Source organism: Nocardiopsis endophytica (genome assembly GCF_027706725.1).
GTDB lineage: Bacteria > Actinomycetota > Actinomycetes > Streptosporangiales > Streptosporangiaceae > Nocardiopsis_A > Nocardiopsis_A endophytica.
On sequence record NZ_JAQFWQ010000087.1, the window covers coordinates 1 to 24,224 of the forward strand.

Annotated in this window: 21 protein-coding genes, 1 CRISPR repeat array and 2 riboswitches; of the genes, 6 read left to right on the forward strand and 15 right to left on the reverse strand. The window is 74.9% G+C overall.

The genetic code is table 11. The features are described 5' to 3' along the window. Positions 1–634: 634 nt before the first annotated feature. The 10 genes from O4J56_RS23780 to fmt form a co-directional block, all read right to left on the reverse strand. On the reverse strand, positions 635–1,126 hold the full coding sequence (locus O4J56_RS23780) for a PH domain-containing protein (protein WP_270688786.1): 492 nt from the start codon (positions 1,124–1,126) through the stop codon (positions 635–637). 32 nt (positions 1,127–1,158) lie between these two features. Continuing rightward, positions 1,159–1,665, reverse strand: coding sequence for a 6,7-dimethyl-8-ribityllumazine synthase (gene ribH, locus O4J56_RS23785; protein ID WP_270688789.1), 507 nt, complete (start codon positions 1,663–1,665; stop codon positions 1,159–1,161). Between the two features lie 336 nt (positions 1,666–2,001). Then, positions 2,002–3,306, reverse strand: a complete 1,305-nt coding sequence (locus O4J56_RS23790; protein ID WP_270688826.1) for a bifunctional 3,4-dihydroxy-2-butanone-4-phosphate synthase/GTP cyclohydrolase II — start codon at positions 3,304–3,306, stop codon at positions 2,002–2,004. Positions 3,307–3,458: 152 nt separating this feature from the next. Further along, the gene (gene pnuC, locus O4J56_RS23795) at positions 3,459–4,181 is read right to left on the reverse strand and encodes a nicotinamide riboside transporter PnuC (protein ID WP_270688791.1); all 723 of its coding nucleotides are present in this window, start codon (positions 4,179–4,181) and stop codon (positions 3,459–3,461) included. Beyond that, on the reverse strand, positions 4,181–4,801 hold the full coding sequence (locus O4J56_RS23800) for a riboflavin synthase (protein WP_270688793.1): 621 nt from the start codon (positions 4,799–4,801) through the stop codon (positions 4,181–4,183). Before O4J56_RS23800 ends, pnuC begins: the two co-directional genes overlap by 1 nt. Before the next feature lie 123 nt (positions 4,802–4,924). Next, a riboswitch (FMN riboswitch) is annotated at positions 4,925–5,052 on the reverse strand. A gap of 321 nt (positions 5,053–5,373) precedes the next feature. Continuing rightward, on the reverse strand, positions 5,374–6,378 hold the full coding sequence (locus O4J56_RS23805) for a phosphatase PAP2 family protein (RefSeq protein ID WP_270688794.1): 1,005 nt from the start codon (positions 6,376–6,378) through the stop codon (positions 5,374–5,376). A 323-nt stretch (positions 6,379–6,701) separates the two neighbouring features. Continuing rightward, positions 6,702–7,373, reverse strand: a complete 672-nt coding sequence (gene rpe / locus O4J56_RS23810) for a ribulose-phosphate 3-epimerase (RefSeq protein ID WP_270688796.1) — start codon at positions 7,371–7,373, stop codon at positions 6,702–6,704. Between the two features lie 123 nt (positions 7,374–7,496). Then, a complete protein-coding gene (locus tag O4J56_RS23815; RefSeq protein WP_270688797.1) occupies positions 7,497–8,987 on the reverse strand; it encodes an RsmB/NOP family class I SAM-dependent RNA methyltransferase in 1,491 nt (496 codons plus the stop codon). A 94-nt stretch (positions 8,988–9,081) separates the two neighbouring features. Beyond that, positions 9,082–9,210: a hypothetical protein gene (locus tag O4J56_RS23820; RefSeq protein WP_270688798.1), complete on the reverse strand. Its 129-nt coding sequence runs from the start codon at positions 9,208–9,210 to the stop codon at positions 9,082–9,084. Between the two features lie 66 nt (positions 9,211–9,276). Then, positions 9,277–9,610: a CRISPR direct-repeat array (repeat unit 29 nt; unit sequence CGGTCCATCCCCGCATACGCGGGGCTCAC). A gap of 103 nt (positions 9,611–9,713) precedes the next feature. Further along, positions 9,714–10,652 (reverse strand): methionyl-tRNA formyltransferase, encoded by a 939-nt coding sequence (gene fmt / locus O4J56_RS23825; protein ID WP_270688800.1) that lies wholly within the window; start codon positions 10,650–10,652, stop codon positions 9,714–9,716. Positions 10,653–10,767: 115 nt separating this feature from the next. On the opposite strand from fmt, the gene O4J56_RS23830 reads away from it, so the two are divergent. After that, positions 10,768–13,236 carry a primosomal protein N' family DNA-binding protein gene (locus O4J56_RS23830; RefSeq protein ID WP_270688802.1) on the forward strand — a complete coding sequence of 823 codons (2,469 nt, stop codon included), beginning with the start codon at positions 10,768–10,770 and terminating at the stop codon, positions 13,234–13,236. Positions 13,237–13,718: 482 nt separating this feature from the next. Here O4J56_RS23830 and O4J56_RS23835 read toward each other — a convergent pair whose 3' ends face one another. Further along, positions 13,719–13,949, reverse strand: a complete 231-nt coding sequence (locus tag O4J56_RS23835; RefSeq protein ID WP_270688803.1) for a hypothetical protein — start codon at positions 13,947–13,949, stop codon at positions 13,719–13,721. Between the two features lie 139 nt (positions 13,950–14,088). Between O4J56_RS23835 and O4J56_RS23840 the strand changes: the two genes are divergently transcribed. Further along, positions 14,089–14,868: a nucleotidyltransferase domain-containing protein gene (locus O4J56_RS23840; RefSeq protein ID WP_270688804.1), complete on the forward strand. Its 780-nt coding sequence runs from the start codon at positions 14,089–14,091 to the stop codon at positions 14,866–14,868. Positions 14,869–14,937: 69 nt separating this feature from the next. Here the strand turns inward: O4J56_RS23840 and O4J56_RS23845 are convergent, their stop codons facing one another. The 3 genes from O4J56_RS23845 to O4J56_RS23855 all read right to left on the reverse strand — a co-directional run bounded on the left by O4J56_RS23845 (position 14,938) and on the right by O4J56_RS23855 (position 18,788). Beyond that, the gene (locus O4J56_RS23845) at positions 14,938–15,495 is read right to left on the reverse strand and encodes a DinB family protein (RefSeq protein WP_270688806.1); all 558 of its coding nucleotides are present in this window, start codon (positions 15,493–15,495) and stop codon (positions 14,938–14,940) included. Beyond that, complete coding sequence (locus tag O4J56_RS23850; RefSeq protein ID WP_270688807.1) at positions 15,492–16,217, reverse strand: SAM-dependent methyltransferase; 726 nt, start codon at positions 16,215–16,217, stop codon at positions 15,492–15,494. Before O4J56_RS23850 ends, O4J56_RS23845 begins: the two co-directional genes overlap by 4 nt. A gap of 1,206 nt (positions 16,218–17,423) precedes the next feature. Next, positions 17,424–18,788, reverse strand: coding sequence for an aminotransferase class V-fold PLP-dependent enzyme (locus O4J56_RS23855; RefSeq protein WP_270688809.1), 1,365 nt, complete (start codon positions 18,786–18,788; stop codon positions 17,424–17,426). A 98-nt stretch (positions 18,789–18,886) separates the two neighbouring features. Further along, a riboswitch (SAM riboswitch) is annotated at positions 18,887–19,013 on the reverse strand. Positions 19,014–19,386: 373 nt separating this feature from the next. Between O4J56_RS23855 and O4J56_RS23860 the strand changes: the two genes are divergently transcribed. The 4 genes from O4J56_RS23860 to O4J56_RS23875 all read left to right on the forward strand — a co-directional run bounded on the left by O4J56_RS23860 (position 19,387) and on the right by O4J56_RS23875 (position 22,923). After that, a complete protein-coding gene (locus tag O4J56_RS23860; RefSeq protein WP_270688810.1) occupies positions 19,387–19,761 on the forward strand; it encodes a DUF3870 domain-containing protein in 375 nt (124 codons plus the stop codon). A 7-nt stretch (positions 19,762–19,768) separates the two neighbouring features. Next, complete coding sequence (locus O4J56_RS23865; protein WP_270688811.1) at positions 19,769–21,205, forward strand: CaiB/BaiF CoA transferase family protein; 1,437 nt, start codon at positions 19,769–19,771, stop codon at positions 21,203–21,205. Continuing rightward, positions 21,202–22,392, forward strand: a complete 1,191-nt coding sequence (locus O4J56_RS23870) for an acyl-CoA dehydrogenase family protein (protein WP_270688812.1) — start codon at positions 21,202–21,204, stop codon at positions 22,390–22,392. The genes O4J56_RS23865 and O4J56_RS23870 overlap by 4 nt, the downstream gene beginning before the upstream one ends. 66 nt (positions 22,393–22,458) lie before the next feature. Continuing rightward, entirely contained in the window at positions 22,459–22,923 is a 465-nt protein-coding gene (locus O4J56_RS23875) for a nitroreductase/quinone reductase family protein (RefSeq protein ID WP_270688814.1), read from the forward strand. Positions 22,924–23,455: 532 nt separating this feature from the next. Here the strand turns inward: O4J56_RS23875 and O4J56_RS23880 are convergent. Beyond that, on the reverse strand, positions 23,456–24,163 hold the full coding sequence (locus tag O4J56_RS23880) for an SDR family oxidoreductase (protein ID WP_270688816.1): 708 nt from the start codon (positions 24,161–24,163) through the stop codon (positions 23,456–23,458). Positions 24,164–24,224 lie beyond the last annotated feature (61 nt).

The following is a 24,224-nucleotide window of genomic DNA, read 5'->3' on the forward strand; positions in this document are numbered from 1 at the left end:
CTCGCCCACCCCACTGCGCCGCCCGCCTGGCCTGCCGGCCGCCGGACGGACGGCAAGCAGGGCCGGAGAACCGCCCGCTTCTCGCCGTCGCCGCCATCAGCGGCGACCACGCACACGCGCCGCACCCGACAGCGCTGCGGCACGGGCCGCCGACCTCTCCTCGTCGCCGCCCTACACACCACACCCCAGCGACCCGCCGCCCGGCCGAGGCCCGTTAGCGGGGTATCAGCGCAGCCGCCTACCCGGACCGCGAGGGGGCCGGCGCCCGGCAGGCAGCGCCCGGGAACCGCCCGCTTCTCGCCGTCGCCGCCCAGCACGGCGACCACGCACACGCCCCACGGCCGACAGCGCTGCGGCACGGGCCGCCGACCTCTCCTCGTCGCCGCCCTACACACCACACCCCAGCGACCCGCCGCCCGGTCGGGGCCCGTGAGCGGGGTACCGGCGCAACCGCCTACCCGGACCGCGAGGGGGCCGGCGCCCGGCAGGCAGCGCCCGGGAACCGCCCGCTTCTCGCCGTCGCCGCGATCAACGGCGACCACGCACACGCGCCGCACCGACAGCGCCGCCGTAGGGGGCGCCCTCCGTCATCGCTGATCGGGTCGGCACCCCTGCCTCGGTGCCCGCTCCACGGTCACCTGCCGGGCTCTTCGGCCTCGCCGCGGTCGCGCAGGTGGGAGCGGAAGTCCTCCAGGTTCTTCACCGCCAGGTCGCCGTCGTTGCTCTGGATGCCCATGACCGCCAGCGTCGCCCCGTCGGCCAGGTCCACCGACGGCCACGGCTCGCCCTCGGGCATCCGGATGTCCACGATCTCGGCCCACTCCAGCACGTAGGTGCGGATGCCGTTGACCACGGTCACACCGTCCTCCGCCGCCACCAGCCGCGGCCGCCCCAGCAGGTGCAGGGCTCCCGCCCCGACCAGGCCCAGCAGCACCAGGCCGACCCGGTCCTGCAGCCGCCAGTCCGGGGGCAGCATGACCGCCAGCACCACCATCGTCGCCACGACGATGACCGCGAGGCCGTAGGCCACCACACGGATGTTGCGCGGCCGGTACACCTTCGGGAGCCCGGTACCCCCACCGCTCACGGTGCCCTCCACAGCGGCCTCTCCCGCACTCGTGCCCATCCGGCGCCCGTCCCCCGCTCCTCAAATCGTCTTTACCACGCCCGGCGGCCGCCCACCCCGGCGGCGTCCTCGCGCAGACCGCGCAGGACCAGCGCGGAGCCGATGGCGGCCTCCGCCGCCTCGCGCCCCTTGTCCTCGACGCTTCCCGGCAGGCCGCTGCGCTCGCGCGCCTGCTCCTGCGTATCACAGGTCAGGACACCGTTGCCGACCGGGGTCGAAGAGCGCAGCGCCACCTCGGTGAGGCCGTGGGTGACCGACTGGCACACGTAGTCGAAGTGCGGCGTGGAACCGCGCACCACGGCGCCGAGGGCGACGACCGCGTCGTGGGTGCGCGCCAACTCCTGGGCGACGACGGGCAGTTCCACCGCACCGGCGACGTGCACCACGGTCGGCGCGCGGGTCCCGGCCCGCTCGGCCGCCGCCACCGCCCGCTCCAGCATCGGCTCCACGAACTCGGCGTTCCAGTGGGTGGCCACGATGCCGACGGTCATGCCGTCGGCATCCAGCCTCTGTTCGTCCGGGCGTCCGGTTCCGCTCATGGTGTCCTTGTGTCCTTCGTGCGTGTTCGTTGGTCGGTGTGGGCCCGTGGCCGTCGAGGTGCCGTGCGACACGGCGGCGCGGGGCCGCGCGATACGGCGGCGCGGGGCCGCGCGATACGGCGGCGCGGTGCGGCGCGATACGGCGGCGCGGTGCAGCGGCGCAGTGCAGCAGCACGGGCGCGAGGTGTGGGGATGCGGCGGCGGGGCCCACGCCGGTCCGCCGGGTGTCCGGTGTTCCGGCGCCTTCCTCCGGGTCCCGCCGCCGCGTTCGAGGGGCGGGACCGGGCGCCGCCCGGCGCCCGAGGCGCCTGCGCGTCCGGCCCCGCATCCGGGGTCCTACTCCCCGGCGGCCACGCCGGGAAGGTCGTGCCCCATCCGGTCGCGCTTGGTGCGCAGGTACCGCAGGTTGTCCGGCGTCACCGAGGCGGGCATCGGCACGCGCTCGCGCACCCCGATCCCCCGCGCCTGCAGCGCCGGGACCTTGTCCGGGTTGTTGCTGAGCAGCCGCACCGACCGCACCCCCAGGTCGGCCAGGATCCCGGCCGCCGCGCCGAAGTCGCGGGCGTCCGCGGGCAGCCCCAGCTCAAGGTTGGCGTCGACGGTGTCCGCCCCGCCGTCCTGCAGCCGGTAGGCGCGCAGCTTCGACAGCAGGCCGATGCCGCGCCCCTCGTGCCCGCGCAGGTAGACCACGGCGCCGCGCCCCTCGGCCGCGATGCGCTCCATGGCGGCGTCGAGCTGCTCGCCGCAGTCGCAGCGCTGCGAGCCGAAGGCGTCCCCGGTCAGGCACTCGGAGTGCACCCGGGTGAGCACGTCCTCGCCTTCGGAGACATCCCCCAGGACGAGCGCGACGTGCTCGGCGCCGTCGCCGAGCCCCCGGTAGCCCACGGCCCGCCAGTCCCCGAACCGGTTGGGGACGCGGGTCTCCACCTCCCGCTCCACGGCGGCGGCGCGGTCGGTGTGCGGGGCGTCGACGGCGCGCACCGCGCCCTCGGCGCGCTCCAGGTGGGCGACGAGCTGCTCGATGGAGACCAGCTTGAGCCCGTGCTCGTCGGCGAAGGCGCGCAGCCCGGGCAGGCGCGTCATGGTGCCGTCGTCGTTGACGACCTCGGCCAGCACGCCGGCCGGGCGCATCCCCGCCAGGCGGGCCAGGTCGACCGAGGCCTCGGTGTGCCCGCGGCGGGCCAGCACACCGCCGTCCCGGTAGCGCAGCGGCAGGATGTGGCCGGGGCGCACGAAGTCGGCGGCGGTGGAGGCCGGGGACGCGAGCAGGCCGATGGTGCGGGCCCGGTCGGCGGCCGAGATGCCGGTGGTCACCCCGGCGCGCGCGTCGACGGTGACGGTGTAGGCGGTGCGCATGCCCTCCTCGTTGGCGGCGACCATCAGCGGCAGGTCGAGCCGGTCGAGGTCCTCGCCGAGCATGGGCACGCACACCACGCCGGAGGTGTGGCGGATGGTGAAGGCCAGCAGTTCGGGTGTGGCGGCGTCGGCGGCGAAGATGATGTCGCCCTCGTTCTCCCGGTCCTCGTCGTCGACGACGATGACGGGGCGCCCGGCGGCGATGTCGGCGACCGCCTCGGCGATGGTGTCGAGGCGCACGGGCGCGTCCTCGGCCGGGGCGGCGGTCTCCTGGACTGCGGTCATCGGGGCGGTCTCCTCCCGGAAGGCGGCGTCGGTGCGCCGGTCCGCGTCGGGCACGTGGGACGCGGTGGACATGGCGGGCGTGGGGGCGGGTGCGGTTTCGGCGGCGGGGCCGGGCGCGGAGGCGGCGGTGGAAGGGGCGGCGGGGGTCGGGGTCATGCCACCGCCTCCCGTCCGGACGCCTCGTCCGGCCCGGTGGGCCCGGCCGCTCCTGCCGACCCGACCGCCCCGGCCGCCTCCGCGGCCTCGGCCGCGCGGTGCCGGCGCATCCAGTCGCGGATGCCGATGACCGCCAGGACGAAGAACACGATGTAGACGGCGCCGGTCACCCACAGCCCCGACATCAGGGCCAGCGGGACGCCCACCAGGTCGACGGCGATCCACACGAACCAGAAGTCGATCAGGGCGCGGCTCTGCCCGAAGGTGGCCACGGCGCTTCCGACGAAGATGAACGCGTCCGGCCACGGCGCCCAGGACAGGCCCGTCGCCTCGAACAGCAGCGCCACCGCGACGGTGCCGCCGACGAGCAGCCCCAGCAGGACCCCGCGCTCGTGCCCGGTGGCCGGGCGGACGCGCAGCTCCGCACCGCCCCTGGTGGCGCGGGCCCACCGGGTCCAGCCGTAGACGACCAGCCCGACGAACATGATCTGCTTGAGGGCGTTGCCGGTCAGGTGGGCGTCGATGGACACCGCGAAGAGCAGCACCGCGCCGGTGAGCTGCACCGGCCAGGTCCACATCGACCGCCGCACCGCCAGCGCCACGGTCGCGAGCGCCGCGATGTTGCCGATCAGGTCGGCCCAGCGCACGTGCTCGCCGAAGAGGGTGAATCCGGCGTAGGCCCACTCCAGCCACCACACGCCGCTGTGCGCGCCGCCCATCAGGAGGCCTCCCCGGCGCGCACCGCCTGGGTGAGGCGCTCGACGTACTTGGCGACGACGTCGACCTCGAGGTTGACCGGGTCGCCGGGGCCCTTGCGGCCCAGGGTGGTCAGGTCGAGGGTGGTCGGGATGAGGGAGACGGTGAAGGAGCCGGGTTCGACGGAGGCCACGGTGAGGCTGACGCCGTCGACGGCGATGGAGCCCTTCTCCACCACGTAGCGGGCGAGGTTCCCGGGCAGGCTGAAGCGCAGGGTCTCCCAGCGGGCGGCGGGGGTGCGCTCCAGGAGTTCGGCGGTGCCGTCGACGTGGCCCTGCACGATGTGGCCGCCGAGCCGGTCGGAGACCTTGGCGGCGCGTTCGAGGTTGACCGGGGACCCGGGGCGCAGGGCGCCGAGCGAGGAGCGGTCCAGCGTCTCCTTCATCACGTCGGCGGTGAACACGCCGTCGTCGACGCCGGTGACGGTGAGGCAGACCCCGTTGACGGCGATCGAGTCGCCGTGGGCCGCGTCGGAGGTGGTCTCGGGGCCGCGCAGCGCGATGCGGGCGGACTCCCCCTGGCTGTCGGAGAACGGCGTGATCTCGGTGACCTCGCCCAGTTCCTCCACGATTCCGGTGAACAACGTCGGGCCTTCCCCTTCGCCTGGTCCAGGCTCCGGGGTTCACGGCGCGGACCCTCGGGTCCGCCGACCAGGGCCCGGTCGTCGCCCCCGCCCCTCACGGGGCGAGCGGTCGCACCGGTCCCACGCGTACGCCTCCCATCCGGACTTTCACCGTCGGTACCGGAATTTCACCGGTTCCACCGGCCGATGGCTTCGGCCGGGTCGCGGACTATCACCGCCGGTTCGGATTTTCACCGACCCCGGAGCACGCGTTTTGTACGTCTCGGCCAACAGTGTGCCACGCGCTTCCATTCCCGGCTCGCGGCGGGTTCCGGGAATGGGCCGGGGGCGCGGGCGCCGGGGGCGTGTCGGGAGCGGAGGGCGCACGGACGCGCACGAGGGACGCGAAAGCCCACATGGCAGGCGGTTCCGGCGCACGACGGGGCGGGGCCGGGCGCGGCGACCGCGAGGCTCAGCCCCCGGCCCGCCCCGGCGCAAGACCTCGCACCTCAGGCATGGAGTGACATACACCACCCTGAAAGGGTGCCCGGCGAGGCGCCGTTCCGCGTGCCTCCCCCGCGCCTCCCCCGTCGTCACGCGGGCGGGGCGGCGGTGGCGGGCTCCTCGGACCCGTCGCGTTCGCGGTCGGCCATCCGCATGCGGATGAACAGCTCCGGCGCCCCGAACGACGCCCACAGGGTGGCTCCGAGGAAGGTGGTGTACTCGGCGGCGGCGTCCGCCGACGCCGGGAAGGCCAGCTTGACGACGACGAAGATCAGCACCACGCCGGTGATGCCCGTGATGTAGCGGGCGGCGCGGGTGATCAGCGACCCGTCGGCGCTGTACCAGCCCCTCCGGTCGAGCAGGGTGAACCCGACCAGCACCCCCAGCAGGGCGCCGCTCAGCGAGGCCGCGTCGGCCAGCGCGTCCGCGTCGGGGTCGGACGGCACCGGGCCGGTCCACGCCTCGGGCACCGTCCAGCCGCTCCACACGGTGGCCTGGACCAGCGCGACCAGCAGTGGGCCCACCGCCGACAGGCCCACGGCCAGGGCCGCCTGGACGAGGAGGGGGCGCGACCGCCACCAGGCCACCGCGCGGTGCTCGTAGCGCACCACCAGCCACAGCATCAGGGCGCCGACGGCGAGCCCGCCCAGGATGTCGGTGAAGAAGTGCACGCCCAGGTAGATGCGGGACAGGCAGATGAGGGCGATGAGCACCAGCGCCGCCGCCCACACGCGGGGGCGGGCGGCGGCCGCGGCCAGGTAGCCCCACAGGGTCACGGCGGTCTGGGCGTGCCCGGAGGGGATGCCGAAGGACGACTCGGTGGACAGGGGGCGCACTCCGGGGTCGTACCAGTAGGGCCGGGCGCCGTGCCCGGCGGACTTGAGGACCCCGTTCACCGTGGCCGAGCCGAGCAGCACCACGGTCAGCCGGGCGCCCAGGCTCGCATGCACGCTCCAGAACACCAGCGGCAGCACGGCGATGAGCAGCGTCTTCGAGCCCAGCGCGGTGATGGCCAGCATGATCGGCTCCAGCCAGGAGCCCCAGCCCTGCACCCATTCGACGGCGCCCGTCTCGGCGCCCCATATCGCGTCCATGCGCACCGCTCCTCACGGATCCTGCACTGCGGCCGGACGTGGCTCTGAGCGCGCCTGCTCGGGCCGGGGCCCGATACCCTCACCCGTCCCCCTGGTCCCACGGCGCCCGCCGCGGGACCGTCGCTGCTTCGGCGCCCCCGTGCACCGCACTGGAACGCCGTTCGGTTACCGCGTGATCCTAACGGCGGGCCCGGCGGCGCCCAAGTGCCCGTCCCAGAGGGGCGGGCGACAGAGCGCGAGGCCGCCCCGCTACCCCGGGAACAGCCGCGCGAACCGGAGGGCCGGTACCGCGGGCAGGACGCCGCGGCTCAGGCCGCCACGGGTCAGGACGCCGCTGCGGCCTTCTCGGCCTTGGTGCGCAGGGCCTCGACCGCGGAGGCGGGGTCCTCGGCGCCGTAGACCGCGGACCCGGCGACGAAGACGTCGGCCCCGGCCTCGGCTGCGCGCTCGATGGTGTCCCCGGCGACGCCGCCGTCGACCTGCACCCACACCTGCGCGTCGCGGCCGCCGACGAGTTCGCGCGCCTTGCGGATCTTGGGCAGCACCAGGTCGATGAACTTCTGGCCGCCGAAGCCGGGCTCGACCGTCATCAGCAGCAGCATGTCGACCTCGGGCAGGAGGTCGGCGTAGGAGTCCAGGGAGGTGCCGGGGTTGAGGGCCAGCGAGGCGCGGGCCCCGGCGGAGCGGATGGCGCGCAGGGTGCGGACTGGGGCCTTGGCGGCCTCGGCGTGGATGGTGACGCTGCCCGCCCCGGCCTCGGCGTAGGCGGGGGCCCACCGGTCGGGGTCCTCGATCATCAGGTGGCAGTCCAGGGGCAGCTTGGCCGACTTGAGCAGGGACTCCACCACCGGCAGGCCCAGGGTCAGGTTCGGCACGAAGTGATTGTCCATGACGTCGACGTGCAGCCAGTCGGCGGCGTTCTCGACGGCGGCCGCCTCTTCGGCGAGACGCGCGAAGTCGGCGGAGAGGATGCTGGGTGAGATCTGGATTGCCACGGTGCCGATCCTAATGGGGAGGCGGTCCGTACCTGGTCACCCCCACCGCCCCCGCGCTGATCCCGACGGAAGCGCCGCCGGAACGACCGCACCTCCATCGGGATCATCGCCCAGGGGGCCGGCTCAGGCGCGCTTGCGGAGCAGGGCCAGGAACATCGCGTCGGTGCCGTGGCGGTGGGGCCAGAACTGGACGTACCTGCCGTCCTTGCCCGCGGCGACGTCGGGGACCTCCTGCAGGTAGTCGGCCGCGCGGAGCACTTCGGCGTCGGAACGGTCGGCCGTGACCGCATCCAGCACGCCCTCCGTCTCGGGCAGGTGCGGCGAGCAGGTCACGTAGGCCACCACTCCGCCGGGGCGGGCCGCGTCGAGCGCGCGCTGGAGCAGGGCCTCCTGGGTGGGGCGCAGCTCCTCGGCGGTCTCGGGCGTGCGGCGCCAGCGCGCCTCCGGGCGGCGGCGCAGCGCCCCGAGGCCCGTGCAGGGGGCGTCGACCAGGACCCGGTCGAAGGATCCGTCCTTCCATGCCGGGCGGGTCGAGTCGGCGACGACCACGCGGCCCGCGTCGCGCACCGACCGGTGGACCGCCTGGGCGACCAGGCCCGCGCGCGCGGGCTGCACCTCGGCGGCCAGGAGGCGGGCCTCGCGCTGCCCGGCGAGACCGGCCAGCATGGCGGCCTTGCCGCCGGGCCCGGCGCAGGCGTCCAGCCAGCGGGCGTCGGCCCCGTCGACCTGCACGCGGGTCAGCGCGAGGGCGACGAGCTGGCTGGCCTCGTCCTGCACGGCCACGCGGCGCTGGCGCACCTCGGTGAGCAGGGCGGGGTCGCCTTCGGGGAGGTAGGCGGCGTAGGGCGAGTAGCGGGCCTCGCGGGCGCCGGCGTTGACCAGGTCGGCGATGGAGGCGCGGCCGGGCTTGGCGAGGAGGGTGACCTCGGGGCGCTCGTTGTGCGCGGCGAGGAGGCGTTCGGTCTCGTCCAGGCCCCCGGCGGGATCATCGCCGAGGGCGCGGGCGAGGGCCTGGACGACCCAGCGGGGGTGGCTGTGGACGACGGCGAGGCGGCCGACGGGGTCGTCGGCGCCGGGGGCGACGATCTCCAGCCAGGCGTCGAGGTCGCGGGCGCCGACCTTGCGGAGGACGGCGTTGACGAAGCGCGAGCGGTGCTGGCCGACGGTGCGGCGGGCGACGTTGACGGTCGCGCTGACGGCGGCGTGCGGGGGGATGCCGGTGCCGAGGAGCTGGTGGGCGCCCAGGCGGAGGAGGGGGAGGACCTCGGCGTCGACGGAGGAGAGGGAGCGGTCGATGCAGGCGTCGAGGACGGCGTCGTAGGTGCCCTGGCGGCGGAGGGTGCCGTAGGTGAGCTCGGTGGCGAGGGCGGCGTCCCGGCCGGTGAGGCCGCGGTCGCGGAGCTTGGCGGGGAGGAGGAGGTTGGCGTAGGCGTCGCGCTCCTGGACGGCGCGGAGGACGTCGTAGGCGACGCGGCGGACGGCCGTCCCGGGGGAGGCGGAGGGGGCGGGCTTCTGGGGGTCGTTCCCCTGGCCCTTGCCGCCCTTGCCGCCTGAGCCGCCCGATCCGGGGCCACGTCGTCCGGGACGGTACGGGGAACGGGAACGGTCGGTCACGTCGGGATCAGCCTCACGCAGGGGATTGTGGCGGTCGAAAGGGGCCGGATGGGCCTCCCCGAGGATACTGCGCGTGACGAGGGGCGGGGCCGCGTCACACGCAGGTGGGGTGTGACACGGCCCGGCAGGCCCAGGAGGACCACAGGAACAGGAGCCGCCACGCCATCTCCGCCTGTGCGGAGCAGGACCGGGGCTCGTCCATGCAGGAGTTCATGGCGTCCATCGTGATTCCATCTCCGCCCGCGCGGAGCTCACATGCTCTCCTGATCCCGGTCCCGCTCATGGTGGCAGGTCCATCCCCGCGCATGCGGGGCTCACGTGAGGGGGAGGCCCGGGAGATCGCCCAGTGGCGGTCCATCCCCGCACATGCGGGGCTCACAGGAACGTCGCGATCTTGCGGACCGGCGAGGACGGTCCATCCCCGCATACGCGGGGCTCACACGCTCCCCCACCCGGAGCGCCAGCACGTGGCCGGTCCATCCCCGCATACGCGGGGCTCACATCGGCGAGGACGGCGTCGAGGCCACCGTGGACGGTCCATCCCCGCATACGCGGGGCTCACGTAGGTGTCGAGGGTGGTGACGGTGGCGCCGCCGGTCCATCCCCGCATACGCGGGGCTCACCCTTTACGACCTGGGACATTGAGCCGCGTTATCGAAATTTAACCAATCGAGCCTCTCATGCGGACCGTTTTCGTCCGCATGCTCGACGGCCTCGCGTCCCTCGTCAGCCACCCAAGCGCTCGCCCTCCTCCGGGCGTACTCCTCTTGCCCAGTCCACCGCGCTCATCATCTTCTTGCCCTGGGCCTGCACGTCGCCCAGCTTCACGGGATGCGTCGCGGTCCCCACCAGCACGCGCTTCTTCTCCACGGCCAGCTCTCCCGCCGCGAGTTCATGCCCCGCCGCGATGTCCGTCACCGGCGTCACCGGCCCCAGCTTCAGCCGCGCCCCCCGGAACATGGTCCACGCCCCCGGCGCCGGGGTGCACGCCCGCACCAGCCGGTCCACCCGCATCGCGGGCGCCGTGAAGTCGACCTCCGCGTCCTCCGGGTTGATCTTCGGCGCGAACGACACCCCGTCCGCGCTCTGCGGCCGCGCCTCCAGGGACCCGTCCTCGATCCCGTCCAGCGTCCGCACCATCAGCCCCGAGCCCGCCTCCGCCAGCCGCGACAGCAGGTCCCCGCTCGTGTCCCCGGGCCCGACCGGCTCGGTCAGCATCCCGTACACCGGTCCCGCGTCCAGCTCCTGCACGATCTCGAACGTCGTCGCCCCGGTCACGTCGTCCCCGTGGAGCACCGCGTGCTGCACCGGAGCCGCCCCGCGCCACGCCGGGAGCAGCGAGAAGTGCAGATTCACCCACCCCTGCCGCGGCACGTCCAAGGCCTCCTGCCGCAGGATCGCGCCGTAGGCCACCACCGGGCAGCAGTCCGGCGCGATCTCCCGCAGCCGGTCCAAGAACTCCGGATCGCTCGCCTTGGCGGGCTTCAGCACTTCCAGCCCCGCCTCCTCGGCGACACTCGCCACAGGGCTCGGCGTGACCCTGCGCCCCCGCCCCGCCACCGCGTCCGGCCGGGTGACGACCGCCGCCACCTCGTGCCGGGAGTCCATCAGCGCCTTCAGCGTCGGCACCGCCACTTCCGGCGTTCCGGCGAACACCAGTTTCATCGGCTCCCTCTCCCCTCGCGCCCGGGCCGCCGCGCCACTCCGCGGCCGGGATAGCTCCGTGGCCTCTTGTCTACCAGCCGCCGCCTGTCGGAGAGCTCTGGTAAACCTGGGCACGATGGATCCGCAGCCCGAGCCCGGGGAGGGGCTCCTCTTCGACGTGCCCGAGGCCGGGCCGGCCGCCGACGCGCAGGGCGGATCGGCCGCTCCGCAGACCTCCGGCAAGGCGGGCGGCAAGGCGGCGTCCACGACCACCAAGGCGAACACCAAGGCGAAGAAGGGCCCGAAGAAGCGCAGCCCGGCCGAGGAGCTGCCCATCGCGCGGGTGGCGGTGGACACGCCCCTCCCCCACCTGGACCGCCTCTTCGACTACCAGGTCCCGGCGGACATGGCCGACGACGCCGTCGCCGGGTGCCGCGTGCGCGTGCCCTTCCACGGCCAGGTGCTGAGCGGCTTCCTGATCGAGCGCGCGGCCGCGTCCGACTTCACAGGGCGCCTGTCCTACCTCTCGGCGGTCGTCTCCCCCGAGCCGGTGCTGACGCCGGAGATCCGCGGCCTGGCCCGTGCCGTCGCCGACCGCTACGCGGGCACCTTCAGCGACGTGCTGCGGCTCGCCGTCCCTCCTCGCCACGCCCGTGTTGAGAAGGAGGCCCGGACGGGCACGAAGCCGGACGGGGCCACCGGCCAGGACTCCTCGGGCGAGCAGGCCGAAGCGCCTTCCGAGTCCGGCGGCACGACCGCTGACGGCACGGCGGCGCCCCCGGACGACACCGCAGCGGCCGACGCCTCCCCAGACACCGAGGCCCCGCCGAACGCCGACGACGGCGGCGGCGCGCCCCCCGAACAGGCCACGTCCGACACGCCCCCGGAGGCCGCGCAACCCGAGGACGCTCCCCAGTCGGAAGACACCGGCGCCGAGCCCGACGACGGCGAGGAGCCCGCACCCCCGGCCGCCCCGGCGGACGCGGACTCCTCCCACGCCTCCCCCGACCCCGAACTCGACGCCGAAGCGATCGGCCCCTGGGCCGACTACCCCCACGGCCCCTCCTTCATCTCCGCCCTGCGCGCCGGGCGCCCCGCCCGGGCCGTCTGGTCGGCCCTTCCCGGCCCCGACTGGGACGACGCGATCGCCGTGGCCGTCCGCACGACCGTCGACGCCGGGCGCGGCGCCGTGGTCGTCGTCCCCGACGGCCGCGACGTCGCCGCCCTCGACGCCGCCCTCACCGAACGCCTCGGCCCCGGCCGCCACGTCGCCCTCACCGCCGAGCTCGGCCCCGCCGAGCGGTACCGCCGCTGGCTGGCCGCCCTGCGCGGGCAGGCGTCCGCCGTCGTCGGCACCCGCGCCGCCATGTTCGCGCCCGTGCACGACCTCGGCCTGGTGGTGCTCTGGGACGACGGCGACGACGTGCACGCCGACCCGCACGCCCCCTACCCGCACGCGCGCACCGTGCTGACGCTGCGCGCCCACCGCGCCGGGGCCGCCGCGCTCATCGGCGGCCACACGCGCACCGCCGAAGGCGCCCGGCTGGTCGAGTCCGGCTGGGCGCACCCGCTGACCGCCGACCGCGCGACGGTGCGCCGCCGCGCCCCCGCCGTCCGGGCCTCCGGCGACGACTTCGAGCTGGCCCGGGACGAGGCGGCCCGCGCCGCGCGCCTGCCCCACCTGGCGATGCGGGTCGCCCGGGAGGCGGCCGCACACGGGCCCGTGCTGGTGCAGGTGCCCCGGCGCGGCTACCTGGCGTCGCTGGCGTGCAACCGGTGCCGCGCCCACGCCCGCTGCGGCTCCTGCCAGGGGCCGCTGGCGCTGCGCAGCGCGCACGCCGCCCCCTACTGCCGCTGGTGCGGGCGGATCGCGGGCGACTGGCGGTGCGAGGAGTGCGGGCACGCGCGGGTGCGGGCGTCGGTCGTGGGCGACCGGCGCACCGCAGAGGAGCTGGGGCGGGCGTTCCCGTCGCTGCCGGTGCGCACGTCCGGCCGGGACGAGGTGCTGACCACGGTGCCGGATCGCCCCGCGCTCGTCGTGGCCACACCGGGGGCCGAACCGGCGGCGGAAGGCGGTTACGCGGCCGCGCTGCTGCTCGACGGCTGGGCGATGCTGGGCCGCGCCGACCTGCGCGCGTCGGAGGAGGCGGCGCGGCGCTGGTTCAGCGCCGCCGCGCTCGTGCGCTCGGCCGAGGAGGGCGGGCGCGTGGTGGTCATGGCCGACGCGTCGGTGCCCGCGGTGCAGGCCCTCGTGCGGTGGGACCCGTCCGGTCTGGCCGAGCGCGAACTGGAGGAGCGCCGTGAGCTGGGGTTCCCTCCGGCGGTGACGATGGCGTCGGTGACCGGCGCCCCGGCGAAGGTGCGCGAGCTGCTCGACGGGCTGACGCTGCCCGAGTCGGCGGAGGTGCTGGGCCCGGTCCCGGTCGATGCGGGCGGCCCGGGGCCCCGGTCGTCGGAGGAGTCCCCGGAGCGCGCCCTGCTGCGGGTCCCGCACGCCGACGCCCACGAACTGACGAAGGCGCTGAAGGCGGCGGCCGCCGCGAGGAGCGCCCGCCGCGAGGAGCACTTGGCACAGGTACGGGTGGACCCGCTCCAGGTGGTGTGAGGCGGGCATGGTCGCATCCGTGGAGCGGTCGAACATCGACGGTCCAGGCCGTCCCTACCATGCCCCCATGGCGATGATCTCGACGAAAGTGCTGTCGAACCGGCGATTTCGACAGCACTTCTGTCGAGATCATCGCGAGGGTGGGCGCGACCATGGGCCAGGATCGTGCGCCTTGGCGGACACTGCTGGCGAACGTCGTACGTCCCCGGCCGGAGATCGGCCCAGCAGGAGGCCCGGGCGCGCGCTCGGGTAGCCCCTGCGGCCCGGAGGGCGGGAATCCGACGGATGGTGTCCGCTGAAGCGGTGGAACTTTCGAAGGCCCCGACCGCCCGGCGGGCGGCCGAAGGCTGGCTTGCCGAAAGACGGGGCTCAAGTAGGGACGCGGAGACGGGCCGGGCCCCGTCCCAGGGCCGTCACCGACGGCCCGACCCGGGCGGATGGATTTACACCACTCCAAAGGACACGACCCATCGGCCAGGCCCTCACAGCACCGGAGGCGTGCCGTCCTCGCCGTGGCCATAGGGGCGCTCGGCTCTGATAAGAAGCGCAGAGTCAGGGGCATCCGGTCCGGCTCCTCCACCCTCCGCCAGCTCCCGTTCGATTTCGGCGAGCAGCCCCCTGTTCCGACTGAACGCCGCCTGCCGGTCGGTGTCGGACAGCGATGGCCCATGCGGGGACGTCCCCTGCCTCCGCGACTCCTCCTCGGTCCCCATGCGCACATCCTCCGATATTCGGAGGCCTTCCCGCCCGCAATTCTGCTACGTTGCTCTACTTCCCACCCGCGGGAGGTCCCCGGTGCGGGGCGCCGCACCCTGGACGCCGGCCCGTCCTCCGGGCCGGGGGGAGGTTCCTATGAAGCACTCGTCTCCCGAGTTCGCCGAGATCGCCGGGAAGGGCACGATCCTCCAGTGCCAGGTCGGTTCGGGGGTCCACGGCATCACCGTGTCCGACCAGGACGACCGCGACGAGATGGGCGTCTGCGTCGAGCCGCCGGAGTACGTCATGGGGCTCCGCGCCTTCGAGCAGTACGTGTACCGGTCGCAGCCCGAGGGGGTCCGCTCCGGTCCCGGCGACCTCGACCTGACCGTGTACTCGCTGCGCAAGTGGATGCGCCTGGCTCTGGACGGCAACCCGACCGTCCTGCTGCCCCTCTTCGTCCCCGAGGAGGAGATCGTCCGCATCGACCCGCTCGGGCGCGAGCTGCGGGAGGTCTCCGAGCGGATCCTGTCGCGCCGCGTCGGCGACCGGTGCCTGGGCTACCTGCGCTCCCAGCGCGACAGCCTGCTCGGCCGCCGCGCCGGGCGCCGCACCAACCGGCCCGAGCTCATCGACGTGCACGGCTTCGACACCAAGTTCGCCTACCACATGGTGCGGCTGGGCGTTCAGGGCGCGGAGATCCTGGAGACCGGACGCCTCACCCTGCCCATGCCGGAGCCGTGGGCGAGCTGGCTGCGGGAGCTGCGCCGCGGCGAGCACTCGCTGGAGGAGGCCCTGGAGGCCGCCGCCGAGCAGGAGGCCCGCCTGGAGCGGCTCGCGACGACCTCTCCCCTGCCCGAACGGCCCGACCGCGACTGGGCCGACACCTGGCTGGTGGAGGCGCACCGCCGCCACTGGGCCGAGCGGGGGCTCTGACGGCCCCGACCGCACGAGGGCCGGGCGTCCGACGGCCCGGCCCTCAGGGGCCGCCGCCTCGACGGGCCCTCAGACGGCGTCGCGGACGTGCGCCGGGTGCGCCCGGTACAGGTCGCGCAGCAGCGCCACCTCCGCCCCGTGGTGCATCACCTCGCGGTTGACGTGCAGCGCCAGCACGGCGAACGGCAGGTCCGACCACTGCTCGGGCTCGGCGGAACCCACCGGGGCCGCGAAGTCCTCCGGCGCCTTGGACCGCACACCCGCGCACCAGGCGCGGTAGGCGTCCTCCAGGCGCGCCAGGGCCTCCTCCGCGCTGCCGGGCCAGTGCGCGTCGGCGATGGTCATGTCGCCCTTGCCGAAGTGGTGGTCGACGCGCAGCTCCAGGACGCCAACGACGATGTGCCCGAGCCGCCAGGCGATGGTGGTGACCGGCGGCGGGTCGGGTTCGGGCCAGCTCCAGTCGGCGACGAAGGTGCCGTCCGGGCGCGGGCGCACCGACCAGCACGGCTCGACCGGCTCCCAGAAGAACTCGTCGTCGGCGAGCCCGTCCAGGCGGGGCCGCAGTGAGGCGTCCCAGTAGAACTCCAGCTGGGCGAGGACCTCGGCGGGCCAGTCGAGCGCGGTCACCGTGCACCGCCCGCCCGGCCCACGGCGCCGGTGACGCCGGTGCCCTCGGCGGCGACGTCCTCGTCGGGGTAGGGCCACCAGGTGATGTCGGCCAGACCGGGCTCCAGCGGCACGAACGGGGCCAGTGCCCGGGACGCGCGGGCGGGCCGACCGCCGTCCGGGTAGGCGGTGAGCACATGGCCTCCGGGGCCGAGGGCGGCGTGCAGGGCGGACAGCAGCTCGGGGCCGGGGGCGGGACCGCCCGTCTTCGGGGCGGTGTCGAGCACCAGAACGCAGACGGGCTCGTCGACGTCGACGAGCCCGCACGTTGCCAACCGCTCCACCAGCGCCTGGGGGGAGTGCCAGGGCACCGACACCACCGGCGCGGCCGCGCGGTGCGGGGACGCCCCGGGGTGCAGGGCGGGCCCGTCGGAGGCGTCGAGGTAGACGGCGCGCACGCCCGGGTCGCGGTCGCCGACGGCTTCGAGGACGGCGTCGCAGGTGGGCAGGCCCGAGGAGAGGTCGACGAACTGGCGGACCCCAGCATCGGCGGCGAGGTAGCGGGCCGCGCGGGCGGCGAAGGACAGCCGGGCGCGGTCGAGGGGGTCGGGGGCGGGGGGCGCGGTGCGCTGCACGGGAGGCCGGCCGTCCAGCCCCACGACACGGGGGCGGGGGATGTCGGCGACCCTGTGGTCCTCGACATGGTGCTCGACGATCGGCGGGGCCGGCCACTCATCAGTCACGATCGCGCTCCCGGAGTCCTTTGGCGATCGATGTTACCTGGTGTGAGGTACATCATTCACCCGGCGATAAATTCGCCGGGAATGAACGCCGGTTTTCCCACGCGGGACACTTCGCAACCGCTTCCGATCGGCGGAAGGACGAGCCACCGGCACCGGGGACGCCCTCGCCACCCCTGTCTGACCTGCACGTATGCGCGACCTCCCAGCCCAGCCGTCAGTTCTCGGCTTCACCTTCCCCGAGGGCCGCACGACGGAGACGGCACCGCGCTCCCTACAGCCCCGATCACCGAAGGGATGAGACCGCGCACCATTTTCACCCTTGAAGTGCTGATTAGGGAGGTTTTAACCGATATCCGCCTTCACGGGCGGCGATGTCGCCTTTCAGGAGGGCGGCAGCTCCCGAGGAGGGGCGGCAGCGACTCAGCCGGGCACCCCGCTCACGGACACAGACCGAGCAGCGGGCCCGCGAGGGGAGGACGGCGTCGACGGGACGGCGGCAGGCGCCCCGATGATGGCGTCCGTTCGGATGGCGCAATTCACAAACGCACTACCGACCCCCGCCCCTACGCCGTTGATCTCGGGAAACGCGCCCCTAAAACCGGCCCGGAAGCGTCCTTTCTCCCGAGATCAACACCGAGCACACCCGCCCTGCCCGTTCCCGGCGGGCAGGCCCAAGGTCCCCTCTTCCCGGGCGTAGAGCTCGGCCATCGAGGCCTCCGACAGGGAGCGCCGCTCGCTCGCCTGCCACCCCCAGGGGGAGGCATCCTGCGTCGTGAAATCGACGCTTTTCGGCAGATCAGGTGTCGATTTCACCACCCAAGATCACGCCCCCTCCTCCCCGCGCCCGAAATGCCCCGGTATACACCCGAGACCGACACCGGCGAGGACGCACCGACCCGACGGCCGCCACGGACGCGGGCGGCCATGCGCCTACCCGGTCGCGCCGCCTTCCCAGACCGCGAGGGGCCCACCGCCCGGCCGACGGCGCCGGGCAACCGCCCTGCTTCTGCCGTCGCCGCCATCCACGGCCACCACGCACACACCCGGCGGCCGACAGCGCGCGGGGAGGGCCGCCGACCTCGATCGTCGGCGGCCCTCCCCCTACGTCGATGAAGGCGGTGCCTCAGGATCCGGATCCGCGGCTCGCCGCTCTTACACGGCCTTACCCGAGGCTCCCTGCCCGGCCCAGCCCAGCTCCGCCCGGCCTCAGACGCCGGCCGGGGCGACCGGGGCAGCCGGGACGACCGGGACCAGGCGCCCCTCGTCGTCCCGGTACTCCAGTTCCGGGCCGTGCTCCGCCAGCCGGGCCACGGCCGCCACCAGGCGGTCGACGTGCTCCTCCGTCGTGCCCAGCCCCAGGCTCGCGCGCACCGCCTGCTCGTGCCCCTCCGGCAGCAGGTGCCGGGTGAGCGGGTGGGCGCAGAACAGGCCGTCGCGCACGCCGATCCCGTGCTCGGCCGACAGCGCCGCCGCCAGCAGCCCCGCCGGGACCCCGTCCACCACGAACGACACGATGCCCACCCGCGGGTGGCGTCCGTCCCACAGCGACAGGTCGTGCACCCTCGGGATCGCCGCGAGCCCGGCGCGCAGACGCCGCAGCAGGGCCTCCTCCCGCGCGTGCAGCCGCTCCTGGCCGGCCTCCCGCAGGGTCGTGCAGGCGGCGGCGAGCGCCACCGCGCCCAGCACGTTCGGGCTGCCCGCCTCGTGCCGCGCGGGCAGGTCGTTCCAGCGCACGTCGTGTTCGGTGACGTTGCCGGTCGCGCCGCCCCCGGCCAGGTACGGGGCGGCCGCGCGCAGCCAGTCGGACCGGCCCGCCAGCACCCCCGCGCCGAAGGGCGCGTACAGCTTGTGCCCGGAGTAGGCGACGTAGTCGGCGCCGGTCGCCTTCAGGTCGAAGCGGCGGTGCGGCACGTACTGGGCGGCGTCGACCGCGATGCGCGCCCCTTCGGCGTGCGCCGCCTCCGCGAGCTCGCGCACCGGCCAGATCTCCCCGGTCACGTTGGAGGCGGCCGTCACGCACAGCAGCCGCGGCCCCTCGGGGGCGGCCCGCAGCGCCTCGCGCGCCGCGCGGACGGCCTCGCCCGGGGTCTCCGGCAGCGGCAGCCGCACGACCCGCCCGGCCCGGCTCCCCCGGTGCTCCCAGGGCAGCAGGTTGGCGTGGTGCTCGGCGGCGAAGACCACCACCGTGCAGCCGTCGGGGACGCAGCGCGCCAGCAGGTTCAGCGCGTCGGTGGTGCCGCGGACGAAGACCAGCGCGTCGCCCGCGCCCACGCCCGTGTACTCGGCGACGGTGCGCCGGGCCCGCTCGTAGGCGGCGGTGCTGACCTGCGACAGGTGCCCCGCGCCTCGGTGCACGCTGGCGTAGAGCGGCAGGGCCTCGTCCAGCGCGTCGCGCACCGCCTCCAGGCAGGGCGCGCTCGCGGCGTAGTCGAAGTTGGCGTAGTCCACGGTGCCGCCGGCGGCCAGCGGCACGGGCACGCCCGCGCCGAGCACCGCGGGGGTCCCGGGACACGGCCGGGCGTCCGGGACGGCGGAGGGGGCGGGGGCGGGGCTGTCTGCGACTGCGGTCATCACTGCTCCTCAGGGGTCATCGGGACCCCAGAGGAGCCGGGAGCGTCCCCGCGCGGCGTCCTCGGCGCACGGCGGTGTCTCCGGCTCGAACCCGCGGGGGTCCGCGCTTGCCTGACACGTTGCGTCCATCGGTCGTGTCTCGACCTGGTCCTCACCCGGGGCACCCCACCGCGGTAGGAGGGTTGCCGGCCAGCAAGCCGGGGCTTGACGCTGGCGCTCATGACCTATGCGGGACTATAGCGCACCGTGTCCGGTTCAGCGCAAGGCGGGGCCGGGTGGGGGCCGGGTGTCGGCGCGGGGCCGGGAGGGGTGGGAGGGCGCGTGCGGGGGCGCGGCACCTCTCCCGATCGTCGCTGGTCGGAGAGCCTCGCGTCGCGCAACACGCGGTGCCGGGCCCCCGGGGCGGGGACGCGCCCGGCGGCCGCCCCCGGCGCGCCCTTCCACGGGCCGAGCATTGACAGGTGCGCACCGCTTGCGGGGATACTTGGACGACTGCCCTCCCGCTCAGGGCGCCCTGCCTTCCCAGGTCGCCCTTCCAGGCGCGAGACTCCAGCCCTACGGAGCCTCATGCTGCCTGGAAACGGAAAGGGCCCACACCGTGCACGGTCACGACCACACGCGCGCTCTGCTCGGCGACCCCGACGTCGTCCTCGTCTCGGGCTATGCCCGCCTGCCGGACGCGGTCGCGAGCCACTCCCAGTACGAGCGCCTCGGCGTGGTGCTCGCCGTCAACGCGACGGACGGGCGCATCGTCGCCGCCGACACCACGCTCCTGACCGACCTGGCCAAACAGTTCTTCCGCGCGCTCGTCGAGGGCCTGTCCGTCACCGACGACCTCCCCGAGATCTCCGAGCGCGTGCGCACCCGCTACGCGGGACAGTCCGGCGCCGCCCTCACCACCGCGCTGCGCCGCTGCCTGGAGACCTACCACCAGCTCCGCGAACAGCGCGGCGGCGAGCAGTCGAGCGAGTGAGCGAGGGATGAGCGAGACGAACCGCGACGACGCGACCGGGCACGACCGGAGCGAGCGCACCGAGCAGAACGGCCGGGGCGGACAGGAGGCACGGGCCGGGCGGGAGGCACGGGCCGGGCGGGAGCGGCCGGACGGCGCCCCTGCCCGGGAGGGGCCGCTGGCCGGGATCCGCGTCGCCGACCTGTCCCGGGTCCTCGCCGGGCCCTATGCCACCATGCTCCTGGCCGACCTGGGGGCGGAGGTGGTGAAGGTGGAGCACCCCGGCCGCGGCGACGACACCCGCGCCTGGGGGCCGCCGCACGCGGGCGGGGAGGCCGCCTACTACCTCGCCGTCAACCGCGGCAAGCGCAGCCTGGCCGTGGACGTCAAGGACCCCGACGGCCGGGCCGCCGTCCAGGAGCTGTGCGCCCGGTCCGACGTGGTGATCCAGAACTTCCGCCCGGGCGTCGCCGAGCGCCTGGGCCTGGGCTACGGCGACGTCAGCGAGCGCAACCCGGCCGTGGTGTACTGCTCCATCAGCGGCTTCGGCCCCGAGCACACCCCCGCCGACCGCCCCGCCTTCGACGTGCTGGTGCAGGCCGAGAGCGGCCTGATGGGCATCACCGGCGAGCCCGACGGCCCACCGAGCAAGGTGGGCGTGGCCATGACCGACGTGCTCTCGGGCCTCAACGCGGCCGTGGCGATCCTCGGCGCGCTGCTGCGCGCCCGCGCCACCGGCGAGGGCGAGCACGTGGAGGTCTCCCTGATCAACTCGGCCCTGTCCGGCCTGGTCAACATCGCCCAGCAGGCCCTGGTCACCGGCGCCGAGCCGCCACGCATGGGCAACGCCCACTCCACCGTGGTGCCCTACCAGGTGTTCGGCACCGCCGACGCCGACATCGTGGTCGCCGCCGGGAACGACGCCCTGTTCCAGCGGCTCTGCGCGGTGCTGGAGCGCCCCGACCTGGCGGACGACCCGCGATTCACGGGCAACCCGGACCGCATCCGCAACCGCGGCGCGCTCATCCCCGAGCTGGAGGCCGAACTGGCCGCCCGCCCCGCCGCCGAGTGGCTGAAGCTGTTGACCGCCGCCGGGGTCCCCGCCGGGCAGGTGCGCGGCCCCCTGGACGCGGTGCGCTCGGCCCAGGCCGCCGGGGACGACGTCCTGGTGCGGGTGGACCACCCCACCGCGGGCGCCCTGGACACCGTCCGCGCCGGGTTCCGCCTGGCGTCGGGCGCCCCGGGGGGCGGCGGCGCGCCGCCGCTCCCCCCTCCCCTGCTGGGCCAGCACTCCCGCGAGGTCCTGGCCGAGCTGGGCGTGGCCGAGGACGGCATCGCCGCGATGATCGGCCGCGGCGCCGTGCGCCAGACCGACCCGGAGGCCGGTGCCGCCGCCGGCCCGACAGGACCGACCGGCCCCACGGCCGACAGCCCGAACGACGACGGAAGGACGGACCACCGATGAGCGACCAGCGCAAGGCCGCGGCCCCCGACCCGCGCGACTTCCTGGCCCTGGACCGGGAGCTGGAGGACGAGGAGCGCGACATCCGCGACGCGGTGCGCGCGTTCGCCGCCGACGGGCTGCTGCCCAACGTCGCCGACTGGTACGAGGCCGGGACCATCCCCGACGCGCGCGGGCTCGCCAAGCGCCTGGGGGCCCTGGGCGTGCTCGGCATGCACCTGGAGGGCTACGGCTGCGCGGGCGCGGGCCCCGTCGCCTACGGCGTGGCCTGCAGGGAGCTGGAGGCCGTCGACTCCGGCCTGCGCAGCTTCGTGTCGGTGCAGGGGTCGCTGGCGATGACGGCGATCCACAAGTTCGGGGCCGAGGAGCAGAAGCGGGAGTGGCTGCCGCGGATGGCGGCCGGGGACGCGATCGGCTGCTTCGGGCTCACCGAGCCCGACTCGGGCAGCGACCCCGGGTCGATGCGCACCCGCGCCCGCCGGGACGGCGACGGCTGGGTGCTCGACGGCACCAAGATGTGGATCACCAACGGGTCGGTCGCCGACGCGGCGGTGGTGTGGGCCGCCACCGACGACGGCATCCGCGGGTTCCTGGTGCCCGCCGACACGCCCGGGTTCACCGCCAACACCGTCCGGCACAAGCTGTCGCTGCGCGCCTCGATCACCTCCGAGCTGGTGCTGGAGGGGGTGCGGCTGCCGGGCTCGGCGCTGCTGCCCGGCTCGCGCGGCCTGGGCTCGCCGCTGTCCTGCCTGAACGAGGCCCGCTACGGCATCGTGTGGGGCGTGGTGGGCGCGGCCCGCGCCTGCTACGAGTCGGCGCTGGAGTACTCCACGACCCGCGAGCAGTTCGGGCAGGCCATCGGCGGCTTCCAGCTCACCCAGCGCAAGCTGGCCGACATGGTGGTGGACGTGAACCAGGCGCAGATGACGGCGCTGCGCATCGGCCGGCTCAAGGAGCGGGGCGAGTGCCACCACAACCATGTCAGCTTCGGCAAGTTCGCCAACGTGGCCGCCGCCCAGCGGGTGGCCCGCACCTCCCGGTCGGTGCACGGCGCCAACGGGATCACCCTGGAGTACCCGGTGATGCGGCACATGGCCAACCTGGAGACGGTCGCCACCTACGAGGGCACCGAGGAGATCCACGCGCTCAGCATCGGGCAGGCGGTGACCGGCGTCTCGGCGTTCCGATGACCCGCGAGTAGCCCCGGCCCCGGCGCACCCAGCACAATGGTCGTGAGCCGAATGAGGGAGATGTCGATGGGGAACGACACCAAGCAGTTCCGGGCCGGGAAGATGCGGCGCGTCTTCGACGCGACCGTGTCCGGCCTGGTGAAGTACGGGCTGGGCCCGTCCTACACGCGGCTGCTGACCACTCGCGGGCGGTCCACGGGCTTCCTCCGGTCGACCCCGATCGACCTGCTGGAGAACGAGCAGGGCCGGTTCCTCGTCGCGCCCTACGGTGAGGTCGGCTGGGTGCGCAACATCCGCAAGGACGGCTTCGCGACCCTGCGCCGGGGCGGCTGGATCGAGCTGGTCAGCGTGGCCGAGGTGAGCGCCGAGCGCGCGGCCCCGGTGCTGCGCGAGTACCTGGACAACCCCCGGTCGGCCGTGGTCGGGCCCTACTTCGACGCGACGGTCGACGCGCCGCTGGAGGAGTTCGCCGCCGAGGCCCACCGGCACCCGGTGTTCGAGATCGTCCGGAGCACGACCGTACGCCTGTGACCGCCCGTCCACGACGGCCGAACGGGGGCGCCCTTCCCTGAAGGGCGCCCCCGCTGCCGTTCACCGCGGCCCTGCCCTGCACGGACACGGCCGCCACGGCCCCGCCCCGGCCCCGGCCGCACGGACACCGTCCGGAAATCATTCTTCGTCAGCCTCTGGGCCGTGTGCTCGCACGGACCGGGACGGCATCCCCGCGTATGGCGGGATGCCTGTCCGACCTCGGAGACTCCTGGCCTGTGCCCCGCCTGTCCGCGTACACCGGTGCCCTTCGCGACTGCGCTGCCGACTGCGCCACCACAGCGTCCACGCCGCCCGGGTCGGCCCTCCGGTGACGGACCCGGGCGGCGTGGACGCACCCTCTGGGCCTTGACCGCCGACCCGCCCTTCGGCGAGGTCGACCTCCAGCCGCCCGCCGAGGGCGGTGGCGACCGGCGAAAGTTCCACCACTCGGCGGAACACCATCCCCGGGAGGCGGTTCCGGTCCGGTCGGCAGGGGCTCCCTCTCCCGTGATCGGCGCGGGGACAGGCCTGTTCACACGAGGCGGTGGCCGCCGTCGACGTGCAGTACCGTTCCGGTGACGTAGCCATTGCCCATCAGCGACGTGAAGGCCCGGGCGATGTCCTCGGCCGTGCCGATCCGCCGGGCCGGAAGCCGTTCGGCCATCTCCGTGAAGGCCGCCTGCCGGTCCATGCCGATCCTGTCCCAAATGGGGGTGTCCACCCACCCCGGGGAGAGCACGTTCACGCGCACGGGCGCCAGTTCCACCGCCAGCCCGTACGCCAGGGACGCGAGCGCGCCGTTGGCGGCCGCCACGATCGTGTTCGACCCGTTCGGCCGGTAGGCGTTGATCCCCGAGGTGTAGGTGATCGACCCGGTCACGCGCCCGGCCGCGTACTTGCCGACCAGCCAGGCGCCGAGCAGCTTGGTGTCCACGACGGCCCTGGCCGCCGCCGTGGCGACACCGGCCGTCGGGCCGTACACCCCGGTGACGTCCGCCGCGGTGACCACGACATGGTCCACCCGCCCCGCCCGCTCGAACAGCCCGGCCACGTCCTCCTCCCGGCCGATGTCCGCCGGGACCGCGGCGACCCTCCCGTACGCGGACAGCTCCGCCTGAGCCGCGGCAAGGCGGTCCTCCGACCGCCCCGCGATCGTCACGTCCATTCCTTCGGCGAGCACGGTCCGGGCCAGAGCCAGGCCCATCCCGGAGCCGCCGCCGATGATCATCACTTCGGTCATGCCCCGAGCCTCCGGCGCCCCGCCGGGACCGGGAAGGCCTCGCGGTTCCTGGGTGCGACGG